Below are 20,845 nucleotides of genomic sequence, written 5' to 3' on the forward strand. Positions count from 1 at the left end.
CGATCAGGCGGTCAGGCGGTCACGATCCCGGGCATCTCGTCGTAGTCGAACACCCGCGCGTGCAGCACCACACGGTTCCGCAGGGCCGACCGCACCGCCCGGTGTAGTCCGTCCTCGAGGTACAGCACCCCATGCCACTGCACGGCGTGCGGAAAGAGGTCGCCGTAGAACGTCGAATCCTCGGACAGCAGCCGGTCGAGTTCCAGAACCTTGGTCGTGGTGACGATTTCGTCGAGTCGAACCTGCCGCGGCGGGATCTTGGACCAGTCGCGCAGCGACAAACCGTGGTCCGGGTAGGGCTTGCCGTCCATGACACCTTTGAAAATCATCGCCTCGTCATCCGCCCGTAGTCGTGCCGTGCGCTCATCGACGCCCGAATATCCAGCTGGTCACCGATGCGCGACTTCCGGTCACCACAGTAAGGCCTCGACGGGTGCGGGCGTCCGGACGATTAGACTGGATCGAGCCGCGATGCACGTGCCTACGCACGGAGCTCAGGGGACGTGAGGGCCTCACCGAACCCGGTTCGGTGAGGGCCGTATTCGTGATGATCGAGAACTGGAGGTGGATGGCGGTGTCGAGTACTGACGACAGACGTTTCGAGGTTCTACGCGCGATCGTCGCCGACTACGTCTCCACACAGGAGCCCGTGGGGTCCAAAGCGCTGGTCGAGCGGCACAACCTGGGGGTTTCCAGCGCCACCGTACGCAATGACATGGCCTTCCTCGAGAACGAGGGATACATCGCCCAGCCGCACACGAGTTCCGGCCGCGTGCCCACGGACAAGGGTTACCGGCAGTTCGTGGACCGCATCGCCGAAGTGAAGCCACTGTCGACCGCGGAGCGGCGGGCCATCCTGGAGTTCCTGGAGTCGGGTGTCGACCTGGACGACGTGCTCAGGCGGGGCGTGCGGCTCCTCGCGCAACTGACGCGGCAGGTCGCGGTTGTGCAATATCCCACACTTTCGGCGTCGAGCGTTCGTCATCTCGAGGTGGTCGCCCTGACACCCGCCCGGCTGCTGCTGGTGCTGATCACCGACTCCGGCCGCGTCGATCAACGCATCGTCGAACTCGGTGACGTCCTCGACGACGAAGACCTCGCACGTCTGCGCCGGCTCCTCGGCGGCGCGCTCGAAGGCAAGCGGCTGGCGGCGGCGTCGATCGCCGTGTCGGAACTCGCCGAAGAGGCTCCCGAAGACCTCCGCGACGCCGTGGTCCGTTCGGCCACCGTGCTCGTGGAAACGCTCGTCGAACACCCCGAGGAGCGGCTGGTGCTCGGCGGCACGGCGAACCTCACCCGCAACGCCGCCGATTTCACCGGTATCAGCGGGCTGCCCGGTTCGTTGCGGGCCGTCCTCGAGGCGCTCGAGGAGCAGGTGGTGGTCCTGAAACTGCTGGCCGCCACCCAGGATGCCGGCACCGTCACCGTGCGGATCGGCGAAGAAACACAGGTGGAGCAGATGCGCGGCACTTCGGTCATTTCCACCGGCTACGGCGCCGCCGGCACCGTGCTCGGCGGCATGGGAGTGCTCGGACCCACCCGAATGGACTATCCGGGAACAATCGCGTCGGTGGCAGCCGTTGCCAGATACATCGGCCAGGTACTCGCCGAGCGGTAACCGCCGGACCCGTGAGCTCGACGGGAGCCGGGGACGCGAAGACGGATCAATAGCGAGATGACGAAGTAGAGAAGGACGAGAGACTCAACGTGGCACGGGATTACTACGCAACGCTCGGCGTCGACCAGAAGGCGACCGACCAGGAGCTCAAGCGCGCCTACCGCAAGCTTGCGAGGGAACTGCATCCCGACGTGAACCCCGACGAGTCGGCGCAGGCTCGGTTCCGGGAGATCTCGACGGCCTACGAGGTGCTGTCCGACCCGGAGAAGCGGCGCATCGTCGATCTCGGTGGCGACCCGCTGTCCTCCGGTGGTGGTGCGGGTGCCGGCTTCGGTGGCGGTTTCGGTGGCGGCCTCGGCGACGTGTTCGAAGCGTTCTTCGGTGGCGGAGGTGGCGCGGGACGCGGTCCCCGCGGCCGGGTGCAGCCCGGAGCGGACTCCCTCCTGCGCACCCGTCTGACTCTGGCCGAATGCGCGACCGGCGTGAGCAAGCAGGTCGCGGTCGAGACGGCGATCCTGTGCGACAGCTGCACCGGCTCCGGCACCAACGGAAACTCCAAGCCCGTGCGCTGTGAGACGTGTGGCGGTGCCGGTGAGGTGCAGTCGGTCCAGCGTTCGTTCCTCGGTCAGGTGATGACCTCCCGTCCGTGTCCGACGTGCCGCGGCGCGGGCGAAACCATCCCGGATCCCTGCCACAAGTGCGGCGGCGACGGCCGCGTGCGCGCCCGCCGCGACATCACCGTCAAGGTCCCTGCCGGCGTCGCCGGAGGTATGCGGATCCGGCTCGCCGCGCAGGGCGAGGTCGGCCCCGGCGGTGGTCCGGCCGGTGACCTGTACGTCGAGGTCGTCGAGCAGGCACACGAGGTATTCGTCCGCGACGGCGAAGATCTGCACTGCACCGTCCGGGTGCCGATGGTCGACGCCGCGCTCGGAACCACGGTCACCATCGACACCATCATCGACGGCCCCAAGGACATCGTCATCGAACCCGGCACCCAGCCCGGGTCGGTGACGGTCCTGCGCGGACACGGCATGCCGAAGCTGCGCTCCGGTGTACGCGGCGACGTGCACGCGCACCTCGAGGTCGTCGTGCCCTCGCGCCTCGACCACAAGGAAGCCAAGCTTCTCCGCGAGCTGCGCGATCTGCGTGACCGGGACGTCGCCGAGGTCGTCTCCACCCAGTCGCAACACAGCGGTGGGCTGTTCTCCCGCCTGCGCGAAGCGTTCAGCGGCCGCTGACGGTGGCGGCCACCGTCTTCTTCCTCGACCCCCTGCCCGAGGTCGGGCAGACCGCGGTACTCGACGGCCCCGAGGGCAGGCACGCGGCCACCGTGCGCCGAATCGGTGTCGGTGAGCGGATCGTCCTCGCCGATGGACGCGGAGGCCTCGCGGACACCGAAGTCACCGCAGCCGGAAAGGACCGGCTCGAACTCACCGTCCACGAGCGTCGTCAGGTATCTGCAGCGTCGCCCACGGTCACGGTGATCCAGGCACTGCCGAAGGCGGACCGCTCGGAGCTGGCCGTCGAACTCGCCACCGAGGCCGGTGTCGATGCGATCATTCCCTGGCAGTCGTCGCGGTGCGTGGCCAAGTGGGAGGGTCCCAAGGTGGCGAAGGGCGTCGCTCGCTGGCGTAGCGCCGCAGTGGCCGCCGCCAAGCAGTCGCGGCGGGCGATCGTGCCCGAGGTGTCGGAGCTGCACCGCACCGCCGGGATACTCGCCGTCGTGCGTGAGGTGGTGGGCCGCGGCGGAGTCGTCGCGGTCCTGCACGAAGCGGCCACACAGGGACTCGCCGAACTGCCACTGCGTTCCGCCGCAGAGATCGTGCTCGTCGTCGGACCCGAGGGCGGCCTCGCCGACGACGAGGTCGCCTCGTTGACGGAGGCGGGCGCCGTCCCCGTACTGCTGGGACCGCACGTCTTGCGGACCTCCACGGCGGCCGCGGTCGCCCTCGGAGCCCTCGGCGTGCTCACGGACCGCTGGGGAACCGCCCCCATCGCCTGACGCTGCGTCTTCGTCGGCGATTAATCTGACTGCCCGTGGACCGCATTCGTATCGCCTACGGCACCGAACCGCAGCAGTTCGGGCACTTCTACGCCCCCGAGGAGCCGGTCGAGGGTCCCGTCCCCGTGGTGATGGTCGTGCACGGCGGATTCTGGAGCGGCAAGTACCACCTCAATCTGGGAACGAGCTTCTCGGTCGATCTGGCGCGGCACGGAGTCGCGGTGTGGAACATCGAGTACCGCAGGTTGGGTGCGGGTGGGGCGTGGGACGAGATGTCCGCCGACGTCGTCGCCGCGCTGGAGGCAATCGCCGGTCCCGTCGCCGAGCAGTCGCCGGTTGCCTTCGACCTGTCTCGCGTTCGGGTGGTCGGGCACTCGGCCGGGGGACAGCTGGCCGTGTGGCTCGCCGGCCAATCGCACACCGCGGTGCGGCCCGACATGGTCGTGGCACAGGCCGGGGCGCTCGACCTCGCGTCGGCGGGGGAGCGCGGGCGGCGTATCGGGTACATCGAGGACCTCCTAGGCGTTCCCTTCGGCGACGATCCCGAGCGCTACCGCTCGGCGTCTCCGTATCACCGGATTCCGATCGGCGTACCGGTCGTCTGCGTGCACGGCACGGAGGACGTGCAAGTGCCTGCGAAGGTGAGCGTGCGGTACAGCGAGGCCGCGCGGGCGTCCGGGGACCCGATCGCGCTGCATATCGTCGAGGGTGAAGACCACTACGCCTTCCTGAATCCCGAGACCGACTGTTGGAAGATCTCGCGGCATGCGCTCTTGACCGGTCCGGCCGCCTGGTGACGTTCCCCGCCGCTGTCGCCGATCACGCCGGTGTTGTCGCGTAACCGGGTGGGCGCGCTGACCTGCGAGCGATAGACTGCGGAGAGCACGGCGACCGCCGTGAATCGCCGGGAACCGGAAGTAGGCCATATACCTCACGTGAGCGAACAAGACCAGAATGGCGAGACGTTCGGCGCCACGCGCCCGGCGGAACGCACCGTGCGTTCGAGTATCGATCTCCCACCCGAAACGGTCCCGCCCCTCCTCGGTTCTGCCGACGAGAATCTGCGAGCTCTCGAGCGGGTCCTGGATGCAGACATCCACGTACGCGGCAATGCGGTCACACTCACCGGGAAGCCCGGGGACGTTGCCCTGGCCGAGCGCGTGATCACAGAGCTCGCCGCCATCGTGGGCCGGGGACAGCCGCTCGCACCCGATGCGGTGCGGCGCACCGTCGGGATGCTGACCCAGGGGTTGAGCGAGTCCCCCGCCGAGGTACTCACTCTCGACATCCTGTCGCGGCGCGGCAAGACCATCAGACCCAAGACGCTCAATCAGAAGCGGTACGTGGACGCGATCGACGCCAACACGATCGTCTTCGGCGTCGGCCCCGCCGGCACGGGCAAGACGTACCTGGCGATGGCGAAGGCCGTGCAATCGCTGCAGACCAAACAGGTGTCGCGGATCATCCTCACCCGACCCGCGGTCGAGGCGGGCGAGCGGCTCGGATTCCTGCCCGGCACGCTGCACGAGAAAATCGACCCCTACCTGCGGCCACTGCACGACGCGCTGCACGACATGATGGACCCCGAGGCAATCCCGAAGCTGATGCAGTCGGGCATCATCGAGGTCGCGCCGCTGGCGTACATGCGAGGTCGCACGCTGAACGACGCCTTCATCATTCTCGACGAGGCACAGAACACCACCGCCGAGCAGATGAAGATGTTCCTCACCCGGCTGGGCTTCGGTTCCAAGGTGGTCGTCACCGGTGACGTCACCCAGGTAGACCTGCCGGGAGGCGCGCGATCGGGCCTGCGGGCCGCCAGCGAGATACTCGGCGACATCGACGACATCCACTTCGCCGAGCTGAACAGCAGCGACGTGGTCCGGCACCGGCTGGTATCCGACATCGTCGACGCCTACGAGCGTTTCGAGGCGGATCGCGACGGCAAGGTGGAGCTCGGAAACCGCGCACAGCGGAGAGCGGCGCACTCGCGTTCTCCGCGACGGTAGGGTGAGTGTCGCCGGAACCAGGAGGAAGCGACACACATGAGCATCGAAGTCTCGAACGAATCGGGCATGGACGTCTCCGAAGAGGAGCTGATCAGCGTTGCCCGCTTCGTGATCGCACGGATGGATGTCCATCCCGCGGCCGAGTTGTCGATGGTCCTCGTGGACTCGGCCACCATGGCGGACCTGCACATGCGGTGGATGGACCTGCCGGGCCCCACCGACGTGATGTCCTTCCCGATGGATGAGCTCGAGCCGGGTGGGCGGCCGGATGCGCCGGACCCCGGACCGTCGATGCTCGGCGACATCGTGCTGTGCCCGTCCTTCGCAGCGGATCAGGCCGACAAGGCCGGTCACCCGCTGGCCCACGAACTCGCGCTGCTCACCGTCCACGGGGTGCTGCACCTTCTCGGCTACGACCACGCGGAGCCCGAGGAAGAGAAAGAAATGTTCGGCCTGCAGAACCAGCTCCTCGAAGAGTGGTACGAGGACCTTCGCCGCGCCGAACGGGACGCGGCACTCGCTGCCCGCGATCAGAAGTTGCTCGGCAAGGCCGGGTTCTTCGACTCGCCGGATCAGTAACCGCGACGTGAAGGGTTCTTTGTGACTAGCGCCATTGCGCTGATCGTCCTCGCGATCGTTCTCGTCCCCCTCGGCGGTGTGTTCGCCGCCGTCGACTCCGCGCTCAACACCATCTCGTCGGCGCGCGTCGAGGAGATGGCCAAGGAGGATCGGGCCGGCGCTCACCGGGTCCTCCGCATCTTGTCGGATCGCCCACGCTACGTGAATCTCATGGTGCTGCTTCGCATCCTGTGCGAAATCACCGCCACGGTGGTGCTCGTCGGCGGGCTGACCGACCTCCTCGAACCGGTGTGGGCCCTCACGGTCACCGCCATCGTCATGGTGCTCGTCGACTATGTGGTGATCGGCGTCGGCCCGCGCACACTCGGCCGTCAGCACGCCTACTCGATAGCGCTCATCGCGTCGTTCCCCCTGCAGGTCATCGGTACCCTCCTCGGCCCGATCAGTCGCCTGTTGATCCTCATCGGTAACGCGATCACGCCGGGCCGTGGTTTCCGCAACGGCCCCTTCGCCTCCGAGATCGAGCTTCGGGAACTCGTCGACATGGCGCAGGAGCGTGGCGTGGTGGCCGACGAGGAGCGGCGCATGATTCAGTCGGTGTTCGAACTCGGCGACACCTCGGCCCGTGAGGTGATGGTCCCGCGCACCGAGATGGTGTGGATCGAGAGCGACAAGAGCGCCGGACAGGCGACGTCCCTCGCGGTCCGCAGCGGTCACTCGCGGATCCCGGTGATCGGCGACAACGTCGATGACGTCCTCGGGGTGGTCTACCTCAAAGACCTGGTCCAGCAGACGTACCACTCGCGTGACGGTGGGCGCAGTGTCCGCGTCCGCGACGTGATGCGCCCGGCCGTGTTCGTGCCGGATTCCAAACCACTGGACAGCCTGCTCGCCGAAATGCAGCGCGACCGCAACCACATGGCGGTGCTGGTGGACGAATACGGCGGAGTCGCCGGGCTCGTCACCATCGAAGACGTCATCGAGGAAATCGTCGGGGAAATCGCCGACGAGTACGACCAGGACGAGACACCGCCGATCGAGGACCTCGGTGACGGTATGTACCGGGTGTCGGCGCGGCTGCCCATCGAGGATCTCGGCGAACTGTTCGGACTCGAACTCGAAAACGATGAGGTGGAAACCGTCGGCGGGTTGATCGGATACGAACTCGGCAGGGTGCCCCTTCCCGGCTCCGAGGTCGTGTCGGAGGGGCTGATCCTGCGCGGCGAGGGCTCACCCGACGTGCGGGGCCGGGTGCGGATCAGCACGGTCTTCGTGCAACGCGCCCCCATCTCGGAAGACGAGCACGACGACGACCGCGAACGGGAGAGCGACGATGCCTGAACTCGATACCGAGGACGCCAAGCTGGTGGTGCTTGCGCGGGGAGCCCTGGGCCGCAGCGGAAGCGGGCAGGGCGCTGCCGTCCGCGACCTCGACGGCCGCACCTACGCCGCAGGCGCCGTCACCTTGGCCGCGTTGTCGCTGACGGCTCTGCAGGCGGCCGTCGCCGCGGCGGTGTCGAGCGGCGCCGAAGGGTTCGAAGCGGCTGTCCTGATCGGCGCAGCCCCGGACGACCCCGGCATCGCCGCACTACACGAAGTCAGTGCGCAGGCGGCGATCGTCTTCGCGCGAACCGATGGATCCGTGATCGAGGAGAAGCATGAGTAAACCCGAATTCCGTTCCGGATTCGTCTGTTTCGTCGGGCGGCCCAACACGGGCAAGTCCACACTCACCAACGCGTTGGTGGGCAGCAAGATCGCGATCACGTCCTCGCGTCCGCAGACGACCCGGCATACGATTCGCGGCATCGTGCACCGCGAGCACGCGCAGTTGATCCTCGTCGACACCCCGGGGCTGCACCGGCCCCGGACGCTCCTCGGTCAGCGCCTCAACGACCTCGTGCGCGACACCTACTCCGAGGTCGACGTGATCTGCCTGTGCATTCCCGCGGACGAGAAGATCGGCCCCGGCGACCGGTGGATCGTGCAGCAGGTTCGCCAGATCGCGCCGAAGACGACGCTCATCGGCATTGTGACGAAGATCGACAAGGTCACCAAGGACAAGGTCGGGCAGCAGTTGCTGGCCGTGTCCCAGATGCTCGGACCGGAATCCGACGTCGTGCCGGTCTCCGCCGCGTCGGGTGAGCAGGTGGAGGTCCTGGTGGACGTCCTCGCCTCCAAGATGGAGGAAGGGCCCGCGTTCTACCCGGACGGCGAGCTCACCGACGAACCCGAAGAAACGTTGATGGCGGAACTCATCCGTGAGGCGGCTCTCGAGGGCCTCGGCGACGAACTGCCGCACTCCCTTGCGGTGGTCATCGAGGAAGTGATCCCCCGTGAGGGGCGCACCGAAAAGCAGGGCGAAATGCTCGACGTGCACGCCCTGCTCTACGTCGAACGCCCGAGCCAGAAGGGCATCGTCATCGGGAAGGGTGGTGCCCGGCTCCGGGAGGTCGGGACCAAGGCGCGCCTGCAGATCGAGAAGTTGCTGGGCACCCGGATCTTCCTCGAGCTGCACGTCAAAGTCGCCAAGGACTGGCAGCGCGACCCGAAGCAATTGGGCCGCCTGGGCTTCTAGGGCCTTCGGCCTCGCACGGGCGCGGAGCGCCTTCCGACATGGGACACTGGACCGGTGAGGCTGTATCGAGACAATGCGGTGGTGTTGCGCCAGCACAAGCTGGGCGAGGCCGACCGTATCGTCACACTCCTCACCCGGCAGCACGGTCTGGTACGCGCGGTGGCCAAGGGGGTGCGCCGCACGAAGTCCAAGTTCGGCGCTAGGCTCGAGCCGTTCGCGCACATTGACGTGCAGTTGTATCCGGGCCGCAATCTCGACATCGTCACCCAGGTGCAAACTGTCGATGCGTTCGCCACCGACATCGTCGACGACTACTCCCGGTACACCACGGCGTGTGCGATCCTCGAAACCGCCGAGCGACTGGCCGGTGAAGAGCGCGCTCCCGCGCTGCAGCTGCACCGCCTGACGGTGGGTGCGCTGCGCGCGGTCGCCGAACACCATCGGCCGTGTGAGCTGATTCTCGATGCTTTCCTTCTGAGGGCCATGGGTTACGCAGGATGGGCACCTGCACTCGACGAGTGTGCGCGGTGCAGCGCGCCCGGACCCCACCGGGCATTCCACGTGTCCGCTGGGGGCGCGGTGTGTACCCACTGCCGCCCACCCGGTGCGGCCACCCCGTCTCCCGGAGTGCTCGCGCTGATGGACGCGCTGTTCCGTGGGAACTGGGCGGAAACCGAGAATGTGGCGGCGCCGCTGCGCAGTCAGGCCAGCGGACTCGTCGCCGCGCACCTGCAGTGGCATCTCGAACGACAGCTGCGCACCCTTCCCCTGATCGAACGGTCCCGTCCGCATCCGGCCGTCGGGCCGGAGAATTCGGTCAGGCAGGATGGGGACCGTGATTCGACGACGCGAACCTCGAACTCCGCTTGACGGTGCGGCCGAACGCCACATTCGGCCGCCCGACCCGCATCCGTCGGGGGCTCGGCCGCCGGGCCTGCAGACCGAACTGATACCTCGGCACATCGCACTGGTCATGGACGGGAACGGCCGCTGGGCGCAGGAACGGGGACTGCCGCGGACTGCGGGCCATGAACGCGGCGAAGCCGTGCTGATGGACGCGGTCTGCGGCTGTATCGAGATGGGTGTCGAATGGCTGTCGGCGTATGCCTTCTCGACGGAGAACTGGAAACGCAGTCCCGAAGAAGTCCGCTTCTTGATGGGCTTCAACCGGGACGTGATCCGCAGGCGCCGCGACGAAATGCACGAGATGGGTGTGCGCGTGCGCTGGGCGGGACGCCGACCACGGTTGTGGCGCAGCGTGATCAAGGAACTCGAGATCGCCGAGGAGTTGACGAAGCACAACACGGTGATGAACCTGACGATGTGCGTCAACTACGGTGGTCGCGCCGAGATCGCCGATGCGACGAAGGAAATCGCACGCAGGGTTGCGGCGGGACAACTCGATCCGGAGAAGATCACCGAGGCGACGGTGGCCCGGTACCTCGACGAGCCGGACATGCCGGATGTCGATCTGTTTCTGCGGCCGTCCGGTGAGCAACGAACGTCCAATTTCTTGATCTGGCAGTCCGCGTACGCGGAAATGGTCTATCAGGAGAAGCTGTTTCCCGACTTCGACCGGCGCGATTTGTGGGCGGCCTGCGTCGAATACGCCTCTCGGGACCGCAGATTCGGTGGCGTCAAGTGACGGCCGACGGAGCGCCGGCACTTCTGGCGCGCGCCGAGAATGCACTCGCTCATTTCGCCACGGTCGACAGGGCGGACGACGGCTCGCTCAGTTTCGAGTACGCCGGAGCGCTGTGCTCGATCAGTGCGATGACCCTGACCGAGGGACTGGACGTGTTGTCGATGACCTGTGTCCTCGCCTGGGATCGCCCCGTCAGTGCGTCACTGCACAAGAAGGTGGCCGAACGAAACAGCGCCCTCCAGTTCGGCTCGATCGCCGTGTTCGGACACGGCAGACTCGCCGACGTCATCCTGCGCTACACGTTCCCCGCCGCCGGCCTCGAGGACGAGGCCCTGACCACGATGCTGCTTCTGGCGCTGTCCGGGGCGGACACGGCTCGGCAGGGACTGATCCCCTGACGCTCACCGCGGCGCGTTGCAGTCCTTGCAGACGCCGAAGATCTCGATGGTGTGGCTTACGTCGGAGAATCCGTGATCGTCGGCGATCGACTGCGACCACTGTTCCACGGTGGGTCCTTCGACCTCGACGGTGTAGCCGCAACTGCGGCACACGAGATGATGGTGGTGCCCCGACGAGCACCTGCGGTACACCGATTCACCCGTGTCCGTCCGCAGGACGTCGACCGTCCCGGCATCGGCCAGCGTCTGCAGCGTGCGGTAGACGGTGGTGAGACCGATGCCTTCTCCACGCTTGCGGAGTTCGTCGTGGAGTTCTTGTGCCGAGCGGAATTCCTCGATGTCGTCGAGGAGGGCGGAGATCGCACTGCGCTGCTTGGTGGCGCGCACTCCGACGACCACAGGTTTGCGATGCTCGGCGTTCTGGGTCGGCATTCTCATCCTTCCTCGGCGTGCGCGACGGCGTCCACGACGATGTGTGCGAGATGGTCGTCGACGAGCCGGTAGAGAACCTCGCGCCCGGTGCGTTCGCCGCGCACCACCCCGGCAGCTTTCAAGACGCGAAGGTGCTGGCTGATCAGCGGCTGGGTGACTCCCAGCGCCCCGACGAGTTCGTGCACGCAGCGCTCCGATTCGCGGAGTTGCAGCACGATGGCGATTCGGACCGGTGCAGCGAGCGCGCGCAGAATGTCACCTGCCGCAGCCAACGTCTCCTTCGACGGCACAGGCGCGGGCGGCGCGGTGTCGAACGGATGAAGATCGCCGGTATCGGTCACGCTCACAGCGGATCTCCTTCGGTATGCCGGACACGAAGCGACAGAATGGTCGGGGAGCACCTTCGGTCAGCTCGTCGCCCATCTTATTGCAAATCGATTCCATTTTGATATGCATGAATTCGCATGTCAACCAGGCGGGTGAACCGGGCGGAAACGGGCAGATAGGCTAGGAGCCGAAAACTGCACGTAAACCATGCATCTATTACCCAGATGGAGAGCACTCGAGTGGCACCGAAATCCAAAGTCGAAACCGTCGTCAACCTGGCCAAGCGTCGTGGCCTCGTCTATCCGTGCGGTGAGATCTACGGAGGCACGAAGTCGGCCTGGGATTACGGCCCCTTGGGTGTCGAACTCAAGGACAACATCAAGAAGCAGTGGTGGCGCAACATGGTCACCAGCCGCGAAGACGTCGTCGGTCTCGACTCGTCGGTGATTCTGCCGCGTGAGGTGTGGGTGGCGTCCGGCCACGTCGGCGTGTTCAACGACCCGTTGGTCGAGTGTCTCAACTGCCACAAACGCCACCGTCAGGACCACCTGCAGGAGGCGTACGCGGAGAAGAAGGGTCTCGATAACCCCGACGACGTCACCATGGACGTCATTGCCTGCCCCGACTGCGGCACGGTGGGGCGTTGGACCGAGCCCCGCGACTTCAACATGATGCTCAAGACGTATCTCGGCCCGGTCGAGAGCGAAGAGGGAATGCACTACCTGCGCCCCGAGACGGCGCAGGGCATTTTCGTGAACTTCGCGAACGTGCTCACCACGTCGCGTAAGAAGCCGCCCTTCGGCATCGGCCAGATCGGTAAGAGCTTCCGCAACGAGATCACCCCCGGCAACTTCATCTTCCGCACCCGCGAGTTCGAGCAGATGGAGATGGAGTTCTTCGTCAAGCCCGGTGAGGACGAGGAGTGGCACCAGTACTGGATCGACTACCGCATGGACTGGTACACGGGCCTGGGTATCAACAAGGACAACCTGCGCCTGTACGAGCACGCCGCGGACAAGCTGTCGCACTACTCCAAGCGGACCGTGGACATCGAGTACCGGTTCCACTTCCAGGGCAGCGAGTGGGGCGAGCTCGAGGGTGTGGCCAACCGCACCGACTTCGATCTGTCGACGCACTCGACGCACTCGGGCACCGACCTCAGCTACTACGACCAGGCCAGTGGTGACCGGTACACCCCATACGTCATCGAGCCCGCTGCCGGCCTCACCCGGTCGCTGATGGCCTTCCTCGTCGACTCCTACACCGAGGACGAGGCACCCAACGCGAAGGGTGGCGTCGACAAGCGCACGGTGCTGCGACTGGACCGTCGCCTCGCGCCGGTGAAGGCCGCGGTGCTGCCGCTGTCCCGCAACGCCGATCTGACGCCCAAGGCCAAGGATCTGGCCGCGACGCTTCGTCAGAACTGGAACGTCGAGTTCGACGACGCCGGCGCCATCGGACGCCGTTACCGTCGTCAGGACGAGATCGGTACGCCGTTCTGCATCACCGTCGACTTCGACACCCTCGAGGATCATGCGGTCACCGTCCGTGAGCGTGACTCGATGGCTCAGGAGCGTGTCGCGCTCGATCAGGTGGAGGGCTACCTGGCCCAGCGCCTTCTGGGCTGCTGATCCGGAAGACGAGCAGGGTGAGCAGTTCCCCGGTTGCGGTCGATTCCCGACCGCAACCGGGGATCTGTTGTAATTGCCGCAGACGAAACGGGGGCATTGATGAGTAATGTGCTGGTATGCGGTGCGCTCTTGATCGGGAGCGCAGGTTTTCTGGGACTGGCGGTCGCCCTGTTCGGGTCGGCTGGTACCCGCTCGTGCAGCGACGTCGAGTAGGCCCTCGGAAGGTCAGAAGCGGCCGCCTCCGCTGATCCGGCCCGAACTGCGCGGACCACCGAAGGAGCCCGGTCCACCCCCGAAACCGCCACCACCGAATCCGCCACTACCGAAACCGCCACGGGAGCCTTGGCCTCCCCAGCTGCCGCGGCCGCTGAATCCGCCCCGCATGACGCTGTCGATCAGGATTCCGCCGAGGACCGCGCCGGCGAGGTTCCCGCCGGCACCGGGTCCGGCGCCTTGACGAAGTTCCCATTCCTGCACGTCATTTCGGGCAGAACTCAGGGCGTCGACGGCGAGAGTCGACGCGGCCTGCGCATGCTGCAGGGCGCCGGAGACATCGGTCTCGCGGAGCTGACGCGCGGCGGCGAGATGACGCTGGGCCTCGGTGAGCCGGGTCCTGGCCTCCGCACCGATCGCACCGCGCCGGGTGCCGATGAAATCCGAGGCCGCGGTCACCTGTGACTGCGCTGCCACCAGATTCTGGTCGAGATGCTGCTGCGCGCGTTCGGTCTGTCGGCGGGATTCCTGGGCTGCTGCCAGGACGGCGTCGAGTTCGGCGTCTGCCTTGACGATCGCGGTGAAGGTGCCGAGCGGGTCGGCATCTTTCGAGGTGCGTGCCGATGCGAGCGCTGCCTGGGCTGCGCCCCGCGCCGATTCGAGCGGGGGTCCACCCTGCTCGGTGAACTGGGCGGCAGTGGCCACCCCGTTCTCGAGGTCGGTGATCGCCGCGGGCAGGGCGGCGATCGCGTGGCGAATGTTGTCGGCTGCGTGATCGACGGCGTCGAGCAACGTCCGGGCCTGCTCGAGTGCACCCTCGGCACGGCGGATCGCCGACACAGCCGGCCCCTGCTTTCCCGGCGGCAGGGCGATGGTGTCCCGCGCCTCGCTCACTGCCTGCTCCGCAAACGCCAGCCGTTCCTGCGCCATCGTCACATTGGCCGCAATGGACGCCAGCGTCTCGGCCGGGAACTGGGTGTGCAGTGCCTCGAGTGTGCGGGTGGACTCCGGAATGCGGACGCTTGCCGCGACGATGTCGCGGGTCAGCGCGTCGAGTCGCTCTGGTGCGTTGATCAGGAGATTTCGCAGACCGTCGAATTCCTGAACCCGTTCGTCGAGTTCCCGGTCTGCCCGGCCGCAGGAGGAGATGATGTCGATCAGCATCTCTCGCTGCTGCTGGGGAGTCTCGGGAATCGCGTCGTCGAGTCGTTGACGGACGGTGAACGCGGCGGCCAGCGCCGCCTGCGCCTTCTCGAACGCCGTGGTGAACGACGCGGTCGACTGCTCCCCGAACTCGCCCCGGGCGAGGTCGAGTTCTTCGCGGCTTGTGCGCAGCGCGTTGTCCGTGTCGACCAGAATTTCCCTGGCCAGCTCGTCCAGCGTGGGCAGCGGCAGGGCGGCAAGTGCGTCGGTGTCCTCGGGGTCGATGTTCCTCGCGGCCGCGACAGCGTCCGCGGCCCGGTCGTTCTTCTTCTTGCGGGAGTACAGGACAATTCCGCCGACGCCCGCCGCCACCACGCCGCCGCCGATGAGCAGTGTGCGCACCGACATTCCGCCGCTCGCGCTCATCGCATCGCCGATACCGCCCGCCGCGGCGATGGCGCCACCCGCCCAGTCATCCTCGCGCAGAGCGGGTTCGACGGCGTCGACCCGGATGCTCTCCGCTTCATCGGAGGTGATGTCCTCGAGGCCGTCCGAGGCGATGAGAGCGTATTCGCGGTCGACGGTGGCGACAGCCAACAGTGCGTCCCGGTCGCCGAGCGAGGAGGCCTGCGCGGTGCGATCGGCCCACGGTCCTGCGCCGAGACCGTCGAAATCGGCGACATAGACCACCCACAACCGCACCTTGTGCTCGTCGTAGAGCTGATCGATCGCGGCCTCGACCTCGGTTCGCTGATCCTCGTCCAGCGCGCCCACGTTGTCCGTCACCTGATTGGGCAACCGGAAGGGTGCATCGGCGGACGCGACCGCCGGCCCCCACAGGATCGTCACCACACCGAGGACGGCCGCGACCGCACCCAGGACCGAGAACCGTCGAGCGGGTGGAGCGAGGAATCGTCGGCGGGACGACGGCAACTGCTCGAGTGGCGATGCGACTGGCATGGCAGCAAATCTATCCGGTGTGGCGAGTCGTCAGCGGGACAGTTCGACGGCAGCTGGCAGAATCGGGGAGTGAATACTGCACCGAGCCGTGAACGCCACGACCTGCCGCGCGCCGAGGCGCGTCTGGGTTTCGTCGGCACGTTCGCGCGGTGGACCCGCCGGGTGATCGTCGGAGTGGTCCTTATCGCCGTCGCCCTCGTGTTCGGCACGGCAGTCCGGGTGTGGCAGGTGGCGCGAATCGACGACAGCTCGAGCGCCGACGCCATCGTCGTCCTGGGAGCCGCGCAGTACTCGGGGACCCCGTCGTCGGTGTTCGAGGCCCGACTCGAACAGGCCTACAAGCTGTACGAACAAGGCGTGGCTCCCGAGGTCATCACCGTCGGCGGGAAGCAGGAGGGTGACGAGTACACGGAGGCGGCGTCGGGTAAGAACTACCTGATCTCGCGCGGGGTCCCGGCCGACAGCATCACCGCGGTCGAGGAGGGTTCCGACACCCTGCTGAGCATCGAGGCCGTCAGCGAAACCATGGGGGAGCAGGGCATCAACTCGGCGGTCCTGGTCAGCGACCCCTGGCATTCACTGCGCACCCGAACCATGGCGCGCGACGCCGGACTCGATGCCTGGACTGCGCCCACCCGGCAGGGCCCGGCCGTGTTCACGCGCGAATCGCAGCTACACGGGATTGCGCGGGAAACCGGGGCCCTGATCTGGTACCAGCTCACCCACTTCTCCGCGGACTTCCCCTACACGGCAGGACAATGATGGCCGGATACTCGACTCACGACGTCGCACGGCGCGTCTCCGAGCCGCCCAAACGGGCCGGTCTGCCGGGGAGCCAAATCGCCGCGGCCCAGCACCGCTCCGATTTCTCCCGGGACCGCGCCCGCGTGCAGCACTCCGCGGCGTTACGCCGGCTCGCGGACAAGACACAGGTGGTGGGACCGAGGGACGGTGACACACCCCGTACCCGGTTGACTCATTCGATCGAGGTCGCGCAGATCGGGCGGGGAATTGCGGACGGACTTGGATGTGACCCCGATCTGGTGGATCTCGCGGGGCTCGCGCACGACATCGGCCACCCGCCCTACGGACACAATGGTGAGAAGGCGCTCGACGAGGTGGCGGCGAGCTGCGGCGGCTTCGAAGGTAACGCCCAGAATCTGCGAATCCTGACCAGCCTCGAACCCAAGGTCCTCGACCCCTCGGGCGCCAGCGCCGGACTCAACCTCACGCGCGCGGCGCTGGATGCGGCCATCAAGTATCCGTGGACGAGGCCTAGGCCGGGTGCCAAATTCGGGGCCTACGACGACGACGCGGAAGTGCTGATCTGGGTGCGCGAGGGTGCACCGGAGAATCGTCGGTGCCTCGAGGCGCAGGTGATGGACTGGGCCGACGACGTGGCGTATTCGGTTCACGACGTCGAGGACGGGGTGATTGCCGGGCGCATCGATCTGCGTGCCCTCGCCGACCCGGTGGAACAGCGGGCGCTGGCGGAACTGGGTGTCTCCGAGTTCCCTGGGCTCGTCGTCGACGATCTCGTCGAGGCGGCGCATCGGCTCAGCCTTTTGCCTGTGGTGGTGGAGGTGGGCAGCTACGACGGAACGCTGACCAGCGCCGTCGCGTTGAAGAATCTGACCAGCGAGTTGGTCGGCCGTTTCGCCACCGCCGCAATCAGCGGCACGCGGAAGGTCAACGGGGACGAGCCGCTGGCCCGGTACGACGCGGACCTGGTGATCCCCCCGGTGGTGGCCTCCGAAGTGGCCCTTCTGAAAACCGTTGCGCTGTATTACGTGATGTCCGACTCCGGTCACAAGGCGCGTCAGGAGCGGCAGCGCGACCGCATTCACCGAGTGGCCGAATGGCTCCTGGCCACCGCTCCGGCGGGACTCGACCCCCTGCTGTTGCCGGCCTGGGACAAGGCCGGCGACGATTCCGCGCGGGTCCGGGTGATCGTCGACCAGATCGCGTCGTACACCGAGAGCAGGCTCGAACGCGTCGACAAGGCCAGCCTGGGAGCGCAAGCGAGCTGGGGCTGACGAGAAACGGACCAATCCGCTTGCTCCGGTGCTACGAATACGGTGCGAGAGCGCTCACACCACCTGCAGGGAGCCCGGATGAAGTCTGTACTGCGCAAGATCATCGGCTCGACGTCCGCTGCCCTGGCGGTTGCGGTCGGCGCCGCTGTGCTTGCCGCTCCGAACGGGCACGCCGCCCCGGCGTATCCGTTCGCCGACCCCGACCCGTTCTACAACGCGCCCGCCGATGTCGGTACACGTGCCGACGGTGACGTACTGGCCGGCAGGTCCGTCGCCGCGACCGGTTTCCCGACGGCCGAGGCCTGGCAGATCCAGTACAAATCCACCAACTCGGCCGGCGTCCCGATCGCCGCCGTCACCACGGTGCTCGTGCCCCGCGGCGCTCCCGCGAACCGGCCCCTCGTCTCATACCAGCCGTTCGTCAATTCGCTCGGATTGCAGTGCGCGCCGTCGCATCAACTGTTCGTCGGCGGACTGCAGGAGACACCGGCCCTCAACGCTCTCCTCGCGCGCGGATGGGCTGTCGCGGTGCCCGATCATCTCGGGCCGTCCAGCGCATACGGTGCGGCGAAGCTGGGCGGACGGCTGGTCCTCGACGGGATCCGGGCAGCGCAGCGGCTGCCGCAGACCGGTCTGGGCGCCGGCCCGGTCGGATTGGCGGGCTACTCCGGTGGTGCCATGGCAACGAACTGGGCGGCGGCACTCGCGCCGACCTACTCGCCCGAGCTGAACATCGTGGGCGCAGCCCAGGGCGGTACGCCGGTGAACATCGGCGAATTGGCCGACCGGTTGGGCGGCGCCCCCTCGGACGCCTTCGGTCTGGGTTTTGCGGCCGCCATCGGACTCGAACGCGAGTACCCGACGCGCTCGCCCCTGGGAAACGGCCTCAACGACGAGGGTCTCGAGCTCCGCGACCGGATGAGCAACCTGTGTACCGATTCGATCCTGGCTGCCGGTGCCGGCAGGTCGCTGGCCGAACTCACCGACGGTCCGAGCATCCTCACCGATCCCTCGGGACGGTCGGTCATGGATGAGAACAGTGTGCAGCTGTACCCGGGCGTGCCGAGAACGCCGATGTACGTCTGGCACGGCAGTGCGGATCCGCTGGTGAACATCGGGCCGGTACGCGAGACCGTCGACAAGTACTGCGCGCAGGGCGCGAGGGTTCAGTTCGACGTGATCCCGGGCGCCGACCACGGCACCGCCACCGTGCTCGGCGTGGGGCCGGCGTTCAGCTACCTCGGTGACCGGTTCGCGGGGATTCCGGCGCCGTCGAACTGCTGATTCCGAGTCGGAAATTGCGGCCCCGGCGGAGCGCCTAGACTGTGTGCCGTGGCTGGCAGAATCCCTGATCGAGACGTTGCGGCCATTCGCGAGCGCACCCGCATCGAGGACATCGTGGGGGAGTACGTGTCCCTCAAGCGTGCCGGCGGTGACTCGATGAAGGGCCTGTGCCCGTTCCACGACGAGAAGTCGCCGTCGTTCCATGTTCGGCCCAATCACGGGCACTATCATTGCTTCGGCTGTGGTGAGGGCGGCGACGTCTACTCGTTCCTGCAGAAGATCGACCACGTCAGTTTCGTCGAGGCTGTCGAGCAGCTGGCTGATCGCCTGAACTACTCGATCTCGTACGAGGGTGGCGGCACGTCCGTCCAACGCGACCGCGGCACTCGTGCGCGGCTGGTGGCGGCCAATGCGGCCGCCCAGGAATTTTATGCAGCGCGTCTGCAGGAACCGGACGCGCAGGCGGCCCGCGACTACCTGACGGAGCGCAACTTCGACGCGCACGCCGCGCAGCAGTTCGGTTGCGGCTACGCGCCCGACGGCTGGGACGTACTCACGAAGCATCTGCTGGGCAAGGGTTTCGACGTCAAGGAGCTCGAGGCGGCGGGGCTGTCGAAGGCCGGCCGCCGCGGTCACATCGATCGCTTCCATCGCCGCCTGCTCTGGCCGATCCGCAACCTGTCGGGCGACGTCATCGGCTTCGGTGCGCGCAAACTCTTCGATGACGACACGATGCCGGGGAAGTATGTGAACACCCCGGAAACCATGCTGTACAAGAAGTCTCAGGTGCTCTTCGGTCTGGATCTCGCCAAGCGCGACATCGCCAAAGGGCATCAGGCGGTCGTGGTCGAGGGCTACACCGATGTGATGGCGATGCACCTCGCCGGGGTGAAGACGGCCGTTGCCGCCTGCGGAACCGCGTTCGGTGAGGACCACCTCGCCATGCTGCGTCGTCTTTTGATGGACGACAGCTATTTTCGCGGCGAGATCATCTACACGTTCGACGGTGACGCAGCCGGGCAGGCCGCGGCGATGAAGGCTTTCGAGGGCGATCAGAAGATGGCCGGGCAAACTTTCGTGGCCGTCGCCCCCGATGGTATGGACCCGTGCGAACTGCGGCAGAAGTCCGGTGACGCGGCTGTCCGCGATCTGGTGGCGCGCCGGACACCGATGTTCGAATTCGTGGTCAAGTCGATCCTCACCGAGCACGACCTCGAGACCGCGGAGGGACGTGTGGAGGCGCTGCGCCGCACGGTGCCGGTGGTGGCTCAGATCAAAGAAGCGACGCTGCGTGACAGTTACGCCGTCCAGCTGTCCGGCTGGGTGGGCTGGGACGATATCGCCGCCGTTCGTCAGCGGGTGCGCGACGAGGCGCGCAAGCGGGCGTCGACGCGGGGTTCGGTGCCTGCTCCGCCGCGCCGCAAAGCGGGCAGGGACGACAGCGATGCGCCGCAGCTTCCGGTGGGCCTGTCCCGTCCCCGGCCCAACGACCCCACGCTGTGGGCGCAGCGGGAGGCGCTGAAGAGCGCGCTGCAGCACCCGTCGATCGCCGGCACGGTGTTCGACTCACTGCCCGTCGAGACCTTCACCCATCCGGCGTACGTGATGATCCGCGAGTCGATGATCTCAGCCGGTGGAACCAGTGCCGGCCTCGGCGGCGGCGAATGGGTCGACGCCGTCAGCCGGGGAGTGGGAGACATCACAGCGGCGTCGCTCGTCTCCGAGCTCGCCGTCGAGCCGCTCCCCGTCGAAGAAGATCGAGTGCCCCGATACATTTCGGGCGTGCTCGCACGCCTGCAAGAGGTGTGGGTCGGTGAACAGGTGGCCGAGCTCAAGTCCAAGCTCCAGCGCATCTCCCCGGCCACCGAATCGGACGAATTCCACTCGCTCCTCGGCGACCTCGTCGCGTTGGAGCAGTACCGCCGCAGCCTCCTCGATCAGGCGATCGGCGACACCACCAGGGACGGGATGGCCGGCTGACCGCCTGCGGCG

21 protein-coding genes are annotated in these 20,845 nt (G+C 67.0%); 17 read left to right on the forward strand and 4 right to left on the reverse strand.

Annotation, left to right across the window (positions count from 1 at the left end):
- Positions 1 to 11: 11 nt before the first annotated feature.
- Positions 12 to 329: a type II toxin-antitoxin system VapB family antitoxin gene (locus GFS60_RS12000; protein WP_005261240.1), complete on the reverse strand. Its 318-nt coding sequence runs from the start codon at positions 327 to 329 to the stop codon at positions 12 to 14.
- 245 nt (positions 330 to 574) lie between these two features.
- On the opposite strand from GFS60_RS12000, the gene hrcA reads away from it, so the two are divergent.
- The 12 genes from hrcA to GFS60_RS12060 all read left to right on the forward strand — a co-directional run bounded on the left by hrcA (position 575) and on the right by GFS60_RS12060 (position 10,827).
- A complete protein-coding gene (gene hrcA, locus GFS60_RS12005) occupies positions 575 to 1,618 on the forward strand; it encodes a heat-inducible transcriptional repressor HrcA (protein WP_109335011.1) in 1,044 nt (347 codons plus the stop codon).
- An 89-nt stretch (positions 1,619 to 1,707) separates the two neighbouring features.
- Positions 1,708 to 2,856 (forward strand): molecular chaperone DnaJ, encoded by a 1,149-nt coding sequence (dnaJ, locus tag GFS60_RS12010; RefSeq protein WP_159921475.1) that lies wholly within the window; start codon positions 1,708 to 1,710, stop codon positions 2,854 to 2,856.
- A gap of 2 nt (positions 2,857 to 2,858) precedes the next feature.
- Complete coding sequence (locus GFS60_RS12015) at positions 2,859 to 3,620, forward strand: 16S rRNA (uracil(1498)-N(3))-methyltransferase (RefSeq protein ID WP_159921477.1); 762 nt, start codon at positions 2,859 to 2,861, stop codon at positions 3,618 to 3,620.
- A gap of 35 nt (positions 3,621 to 3,655) precedes the next feature.
- Positions 3,656 to 4,417 (forward strand): alpha/beta hydrolase family protein, encoded by a 762-nt coding sequence (locus GFS60_RS12020; RefSeq protein WP_159921479.1) that lies wholly within the window; start codon positions 3,656 to 3,658, stop codon positions 4,415 to 4,417.
- A gap of 138 nt (positions 4,418 to 4,555) precedes the next feature.
- Complete coding sequence (locus GFS60_RS12025) at positions 4,556 to 5,629, forward strand: PhoH family protein (RefSeq protein ID WP_159921481.1); 1,074 nt, start codon at positions 4,556 to 4,558, stop codon at positions 5,627 to 5,629.
- Positions 5,630 to 5,665: 36 nt separating this feature from the next.
- Positions 5,666 to 6,208 carry an rRNA maturation RNase YbeY gene (gene ybeY, locus GFS60_RS12030; protein ID WP_109329011.1) on the forward strand — a complete coding sequence of 181 codons (543 nt, stop codon included), beginning with the start codon at positions 5,666 to 5,668 and terminating at the stop codon, positions 6,206 to 6,208.
- A 21-nt stretch (positions 6,209 to 6,229) separates the two neighbouring features.
- Complete coding sequence (locus GFS60_RS12035; protein ID WP_159921483.1) at positions 6,230 to 7,549, forward strand: hemolysin family protein; 1,320 nt, start codon at positions 6,230 to 6,232, stop codon at positions 7,547 to 7,549.
- Entirely contained in the window at positions 7,542 to 7,874 is a 333-nt protein-coding gene (locus GFS60_RS12040) for a cytidine deaminase (protein WP_159921485.1), read from the forward strand. The genes GFS60_RS12035 and GFS60_RS12040 overlap by 8 nt, the downstream gene beginning before the upstream one ends.
- A complete protein-coding gene (gene era / locus GFS60_RS12045; protein WP_109329016.1) occupies positions 7,867 to 8,784 on the forward strand; it encodes a GTPase Era in 918 nt (305 codons plus the stop codon). The genes GFS60_RS12040 and era overlap by 8 nt, the downstream gene beginning before the upstream one ends.
- A gap of 54 nt (positions 8,785 to 8,838) precedes the next feature.
- A complete protein-coding gene (gene recO / locus GFS60_RS12050) occupies positions 8,839 to 9,654 on the forward strand; it encodes a DNA repair protein RecO (protein ID WP_109329018.1) in 816 nt (271 codons plus the stop codon).
- Positions 9,620 to 10,429, forward strand: a complete 810-nt coding sequence (locus GFS60_RS12055; RefSeq protein WP_109329020.1) for an isoprenyl transferase — start codon at positions 9,620 to 9,622, stop codon at positions 10,427 to 10,429. The genes recO and GFS60_RS12055 overlap by 35 nt, the downstream gene beginning before the upstream one ends.
- A complete protein-coding gene (locus GFS60_RS12060; RefSeq protein WP_109329022.1) occupies positions 10,426 to 10,827 on the forward strand; it encodes a hypothetical protein in 402 nt (133 codons plus the stop codon). Before GFS60_RS12055 ends, GFS60_RS12060 begins: the two co-directional genes overlap by 4 nt.
- 3 nt (positions 10,828 to 10,830) lie before the next feature.
- On the opposite strand, the gene GFS60_RS12065 is transcribed toward GFS60_RS12060, so the two are convergent.
- The gene (locus tag GFS60_RS12065; protein ID WP_159921487.1) at positions 10,831 to 11,259 is read right to left on the reverse strand and encodes a Fur family transcriptional regulator; all 429 of its coding nucleotides are present in this window, start codon (positions 11,257 to 11,259) and stop codon (positions 10,831 to 10,833) included.
- 2 nt (positions 11,260 to 11,261) lie between these two features.
- On the reverse strand, positions 11,262 to 11,606 hold the full coding sequence (locus GFS60_RS12070) for an ArsR/SmtB family transcription factor (RefSeq protein ID WP_159921489.1): 345 nt from the start codon (positions 11,604 to 11,606) through the stop codon (positions 11,262 to 11,264).
- Positions 11,607 to 11,825: 219 nt separating this feature from the next.
- Between GFS60_RS12070 and GFS60_RS12075 the strand changes: the two genes are divergently transcribed.
- Positions 11,826 to 13,217: a glycine--tRNA ligase gene (locus GFS60_RS12075; protein WP_109329028.1), complete on the forward strand. Its 1,392-nt coding sequence runs from the start codon at positions 11,826 to 11,828 to the stop codon at positions 13,215 to 13,217.
- Between the two features lie 225 nt (positions 13,218 to 13,442).
- On the opposite strand, the gene GFS60_RS12080 is transcribed toward GFS60_RS12075, so the two are convergent.
- Positions 13,443 to 15,533, reverse strand: a complete 2,091-nt coding sequence (locus GFS60_RS12080; RefSeq protein WP_159921491.1) for a TPM domain-containing protein — start codon at positions 15,531 to 15,533, stop codon at positions 13,443 to 13,445.
- 69 nt (positions 15,534 to 15,602) lie between these two features.
- Here GFS60_RS12080 and GFS60_RS12085 point away from each other — a divergent pair, with 69 nt between their 5' ends.
- The 4 genes from GFS60_RS12085 (at position 15,603) to dnaG (ending at position 20,833) form a co-directional block, all read left to right on the forward strand.
- Positions 15,603 to 16,295: a YdcF family protein gene (locus GFS60_RS12085; RefSeq protein WP_159921493.1), complete on the forward strand. Its 693-nt coding sequence runs from the start codon at positions 15,603 to 15,605 to the stop codon at positions 16,293 to 16,295.
- Positions 16,295 to 17,569, forward strand: coding sequence for a deoxyguanosinetriphosphate triphosphohydrolase (locus GFS60_RS12090; protein ID WP_159921495.1), 1,275 nt, complete (start codon positions 16,295 to 16,297; stop codon positions 17,567 to 17,569). The genes GFS60_RS12085 and GFS60_RS12090 overlap by 1 nt, the downstream gene beginning before the upstream one ends.
- 78 nt (positions 17,570 to 17,647) lie before the next feature.
- Positions 17,648 to 18,853, forward strand: a complete 1,206-nt coding sequence (locus tag GFS60_RS12095) for a lipase family protein (protein ID WP_201453558.1) — start codon at positions 17,648 to 17,650, stop codon at positions 18,851 to 18,853.
- Between the two features lie 48 nt (positions 18,854 to 18,901).
- Positions 18,902 to 20,833 carry a DNA primase gene (gene dnaG, locus GFS60_RS12100; protein WP_159921497.1) on the forward strand — a complete coding sequence of 644 codons (1,932 nt, stop codon included), beginning with the start codon at positions 18,902 to 18,904 and terminating at the stop codon, positions 20,831 to 20,833.
- Positions 20,834 to 20,845 lie beyond the last annotated feature (12 nt).

It is taken from the genome of Rhodococcus sp. WAY2, from assembly GCF_009859915.1.
Classification (GTDB): domain Bacteria; phylum Actinomycetota; class Actinomycetes; order Mycobacteriales; family Mycobacteriaceae; genus Rhodococcus_F; species Rhodococcus_F oxybenzonivorans.

Coding starts and splice junctions, on each gene's coding strand:
- GFS60_RS12000 (WP_005261240.1), bottom strand. CDS start 329: ATGATTTTCAAAGGTGTCATGGACGGCAAGCCCTACCCGGACCACGGT.
- ybeY (WP_109329011.1), top strand. CDS start 5,666: ATGAGCATCGAAGTCTCGAACGAATCGGGCATGGACGTCTCCGAAGAG.
- GFS60_RS12040 (WP_159921485.1), top strand. CDS start 7,542: ATGCCTGAACTCGATACCGAGGACGCCAAGCTGGTGGTGCTTGCGCGG.
- era (WP_109329016.1), top strand. CDS start 7,867: ATGAGTAAACCCGAATTCCGTTCCGGATTCGTCTGTTTCGTCGGGCGG.
- GFS60_RS12065 (WP_159921487.1), bottom strand. CDS start 11,259: ATGCCGACCCAGAACGCCGAGCATCGCAAACCTGTGGTCGTCGGAGTG.
- GFS60_RS12080 (WP_159921491.1), bottom strand. CDS start 15,533: ATGCCAGTCGCATCGCCACTCGAGCAGTTGCCGTCGTCCCGCCGACGA.
- GFS60_RS12090 (WP_159921495.1), top strand. CDS start 16,295: ATGGCCGGATACTCGACTCACGACGTCGCACGGCGCGTCTCCGAGCCG.
- GFS60_RS12095 (WP_201453558.1), top strand. CDS start 17,648: ATGAAGTCTGTACTGCGCAAGATCATCGGCTCGACGTCCGCTGCCCTG.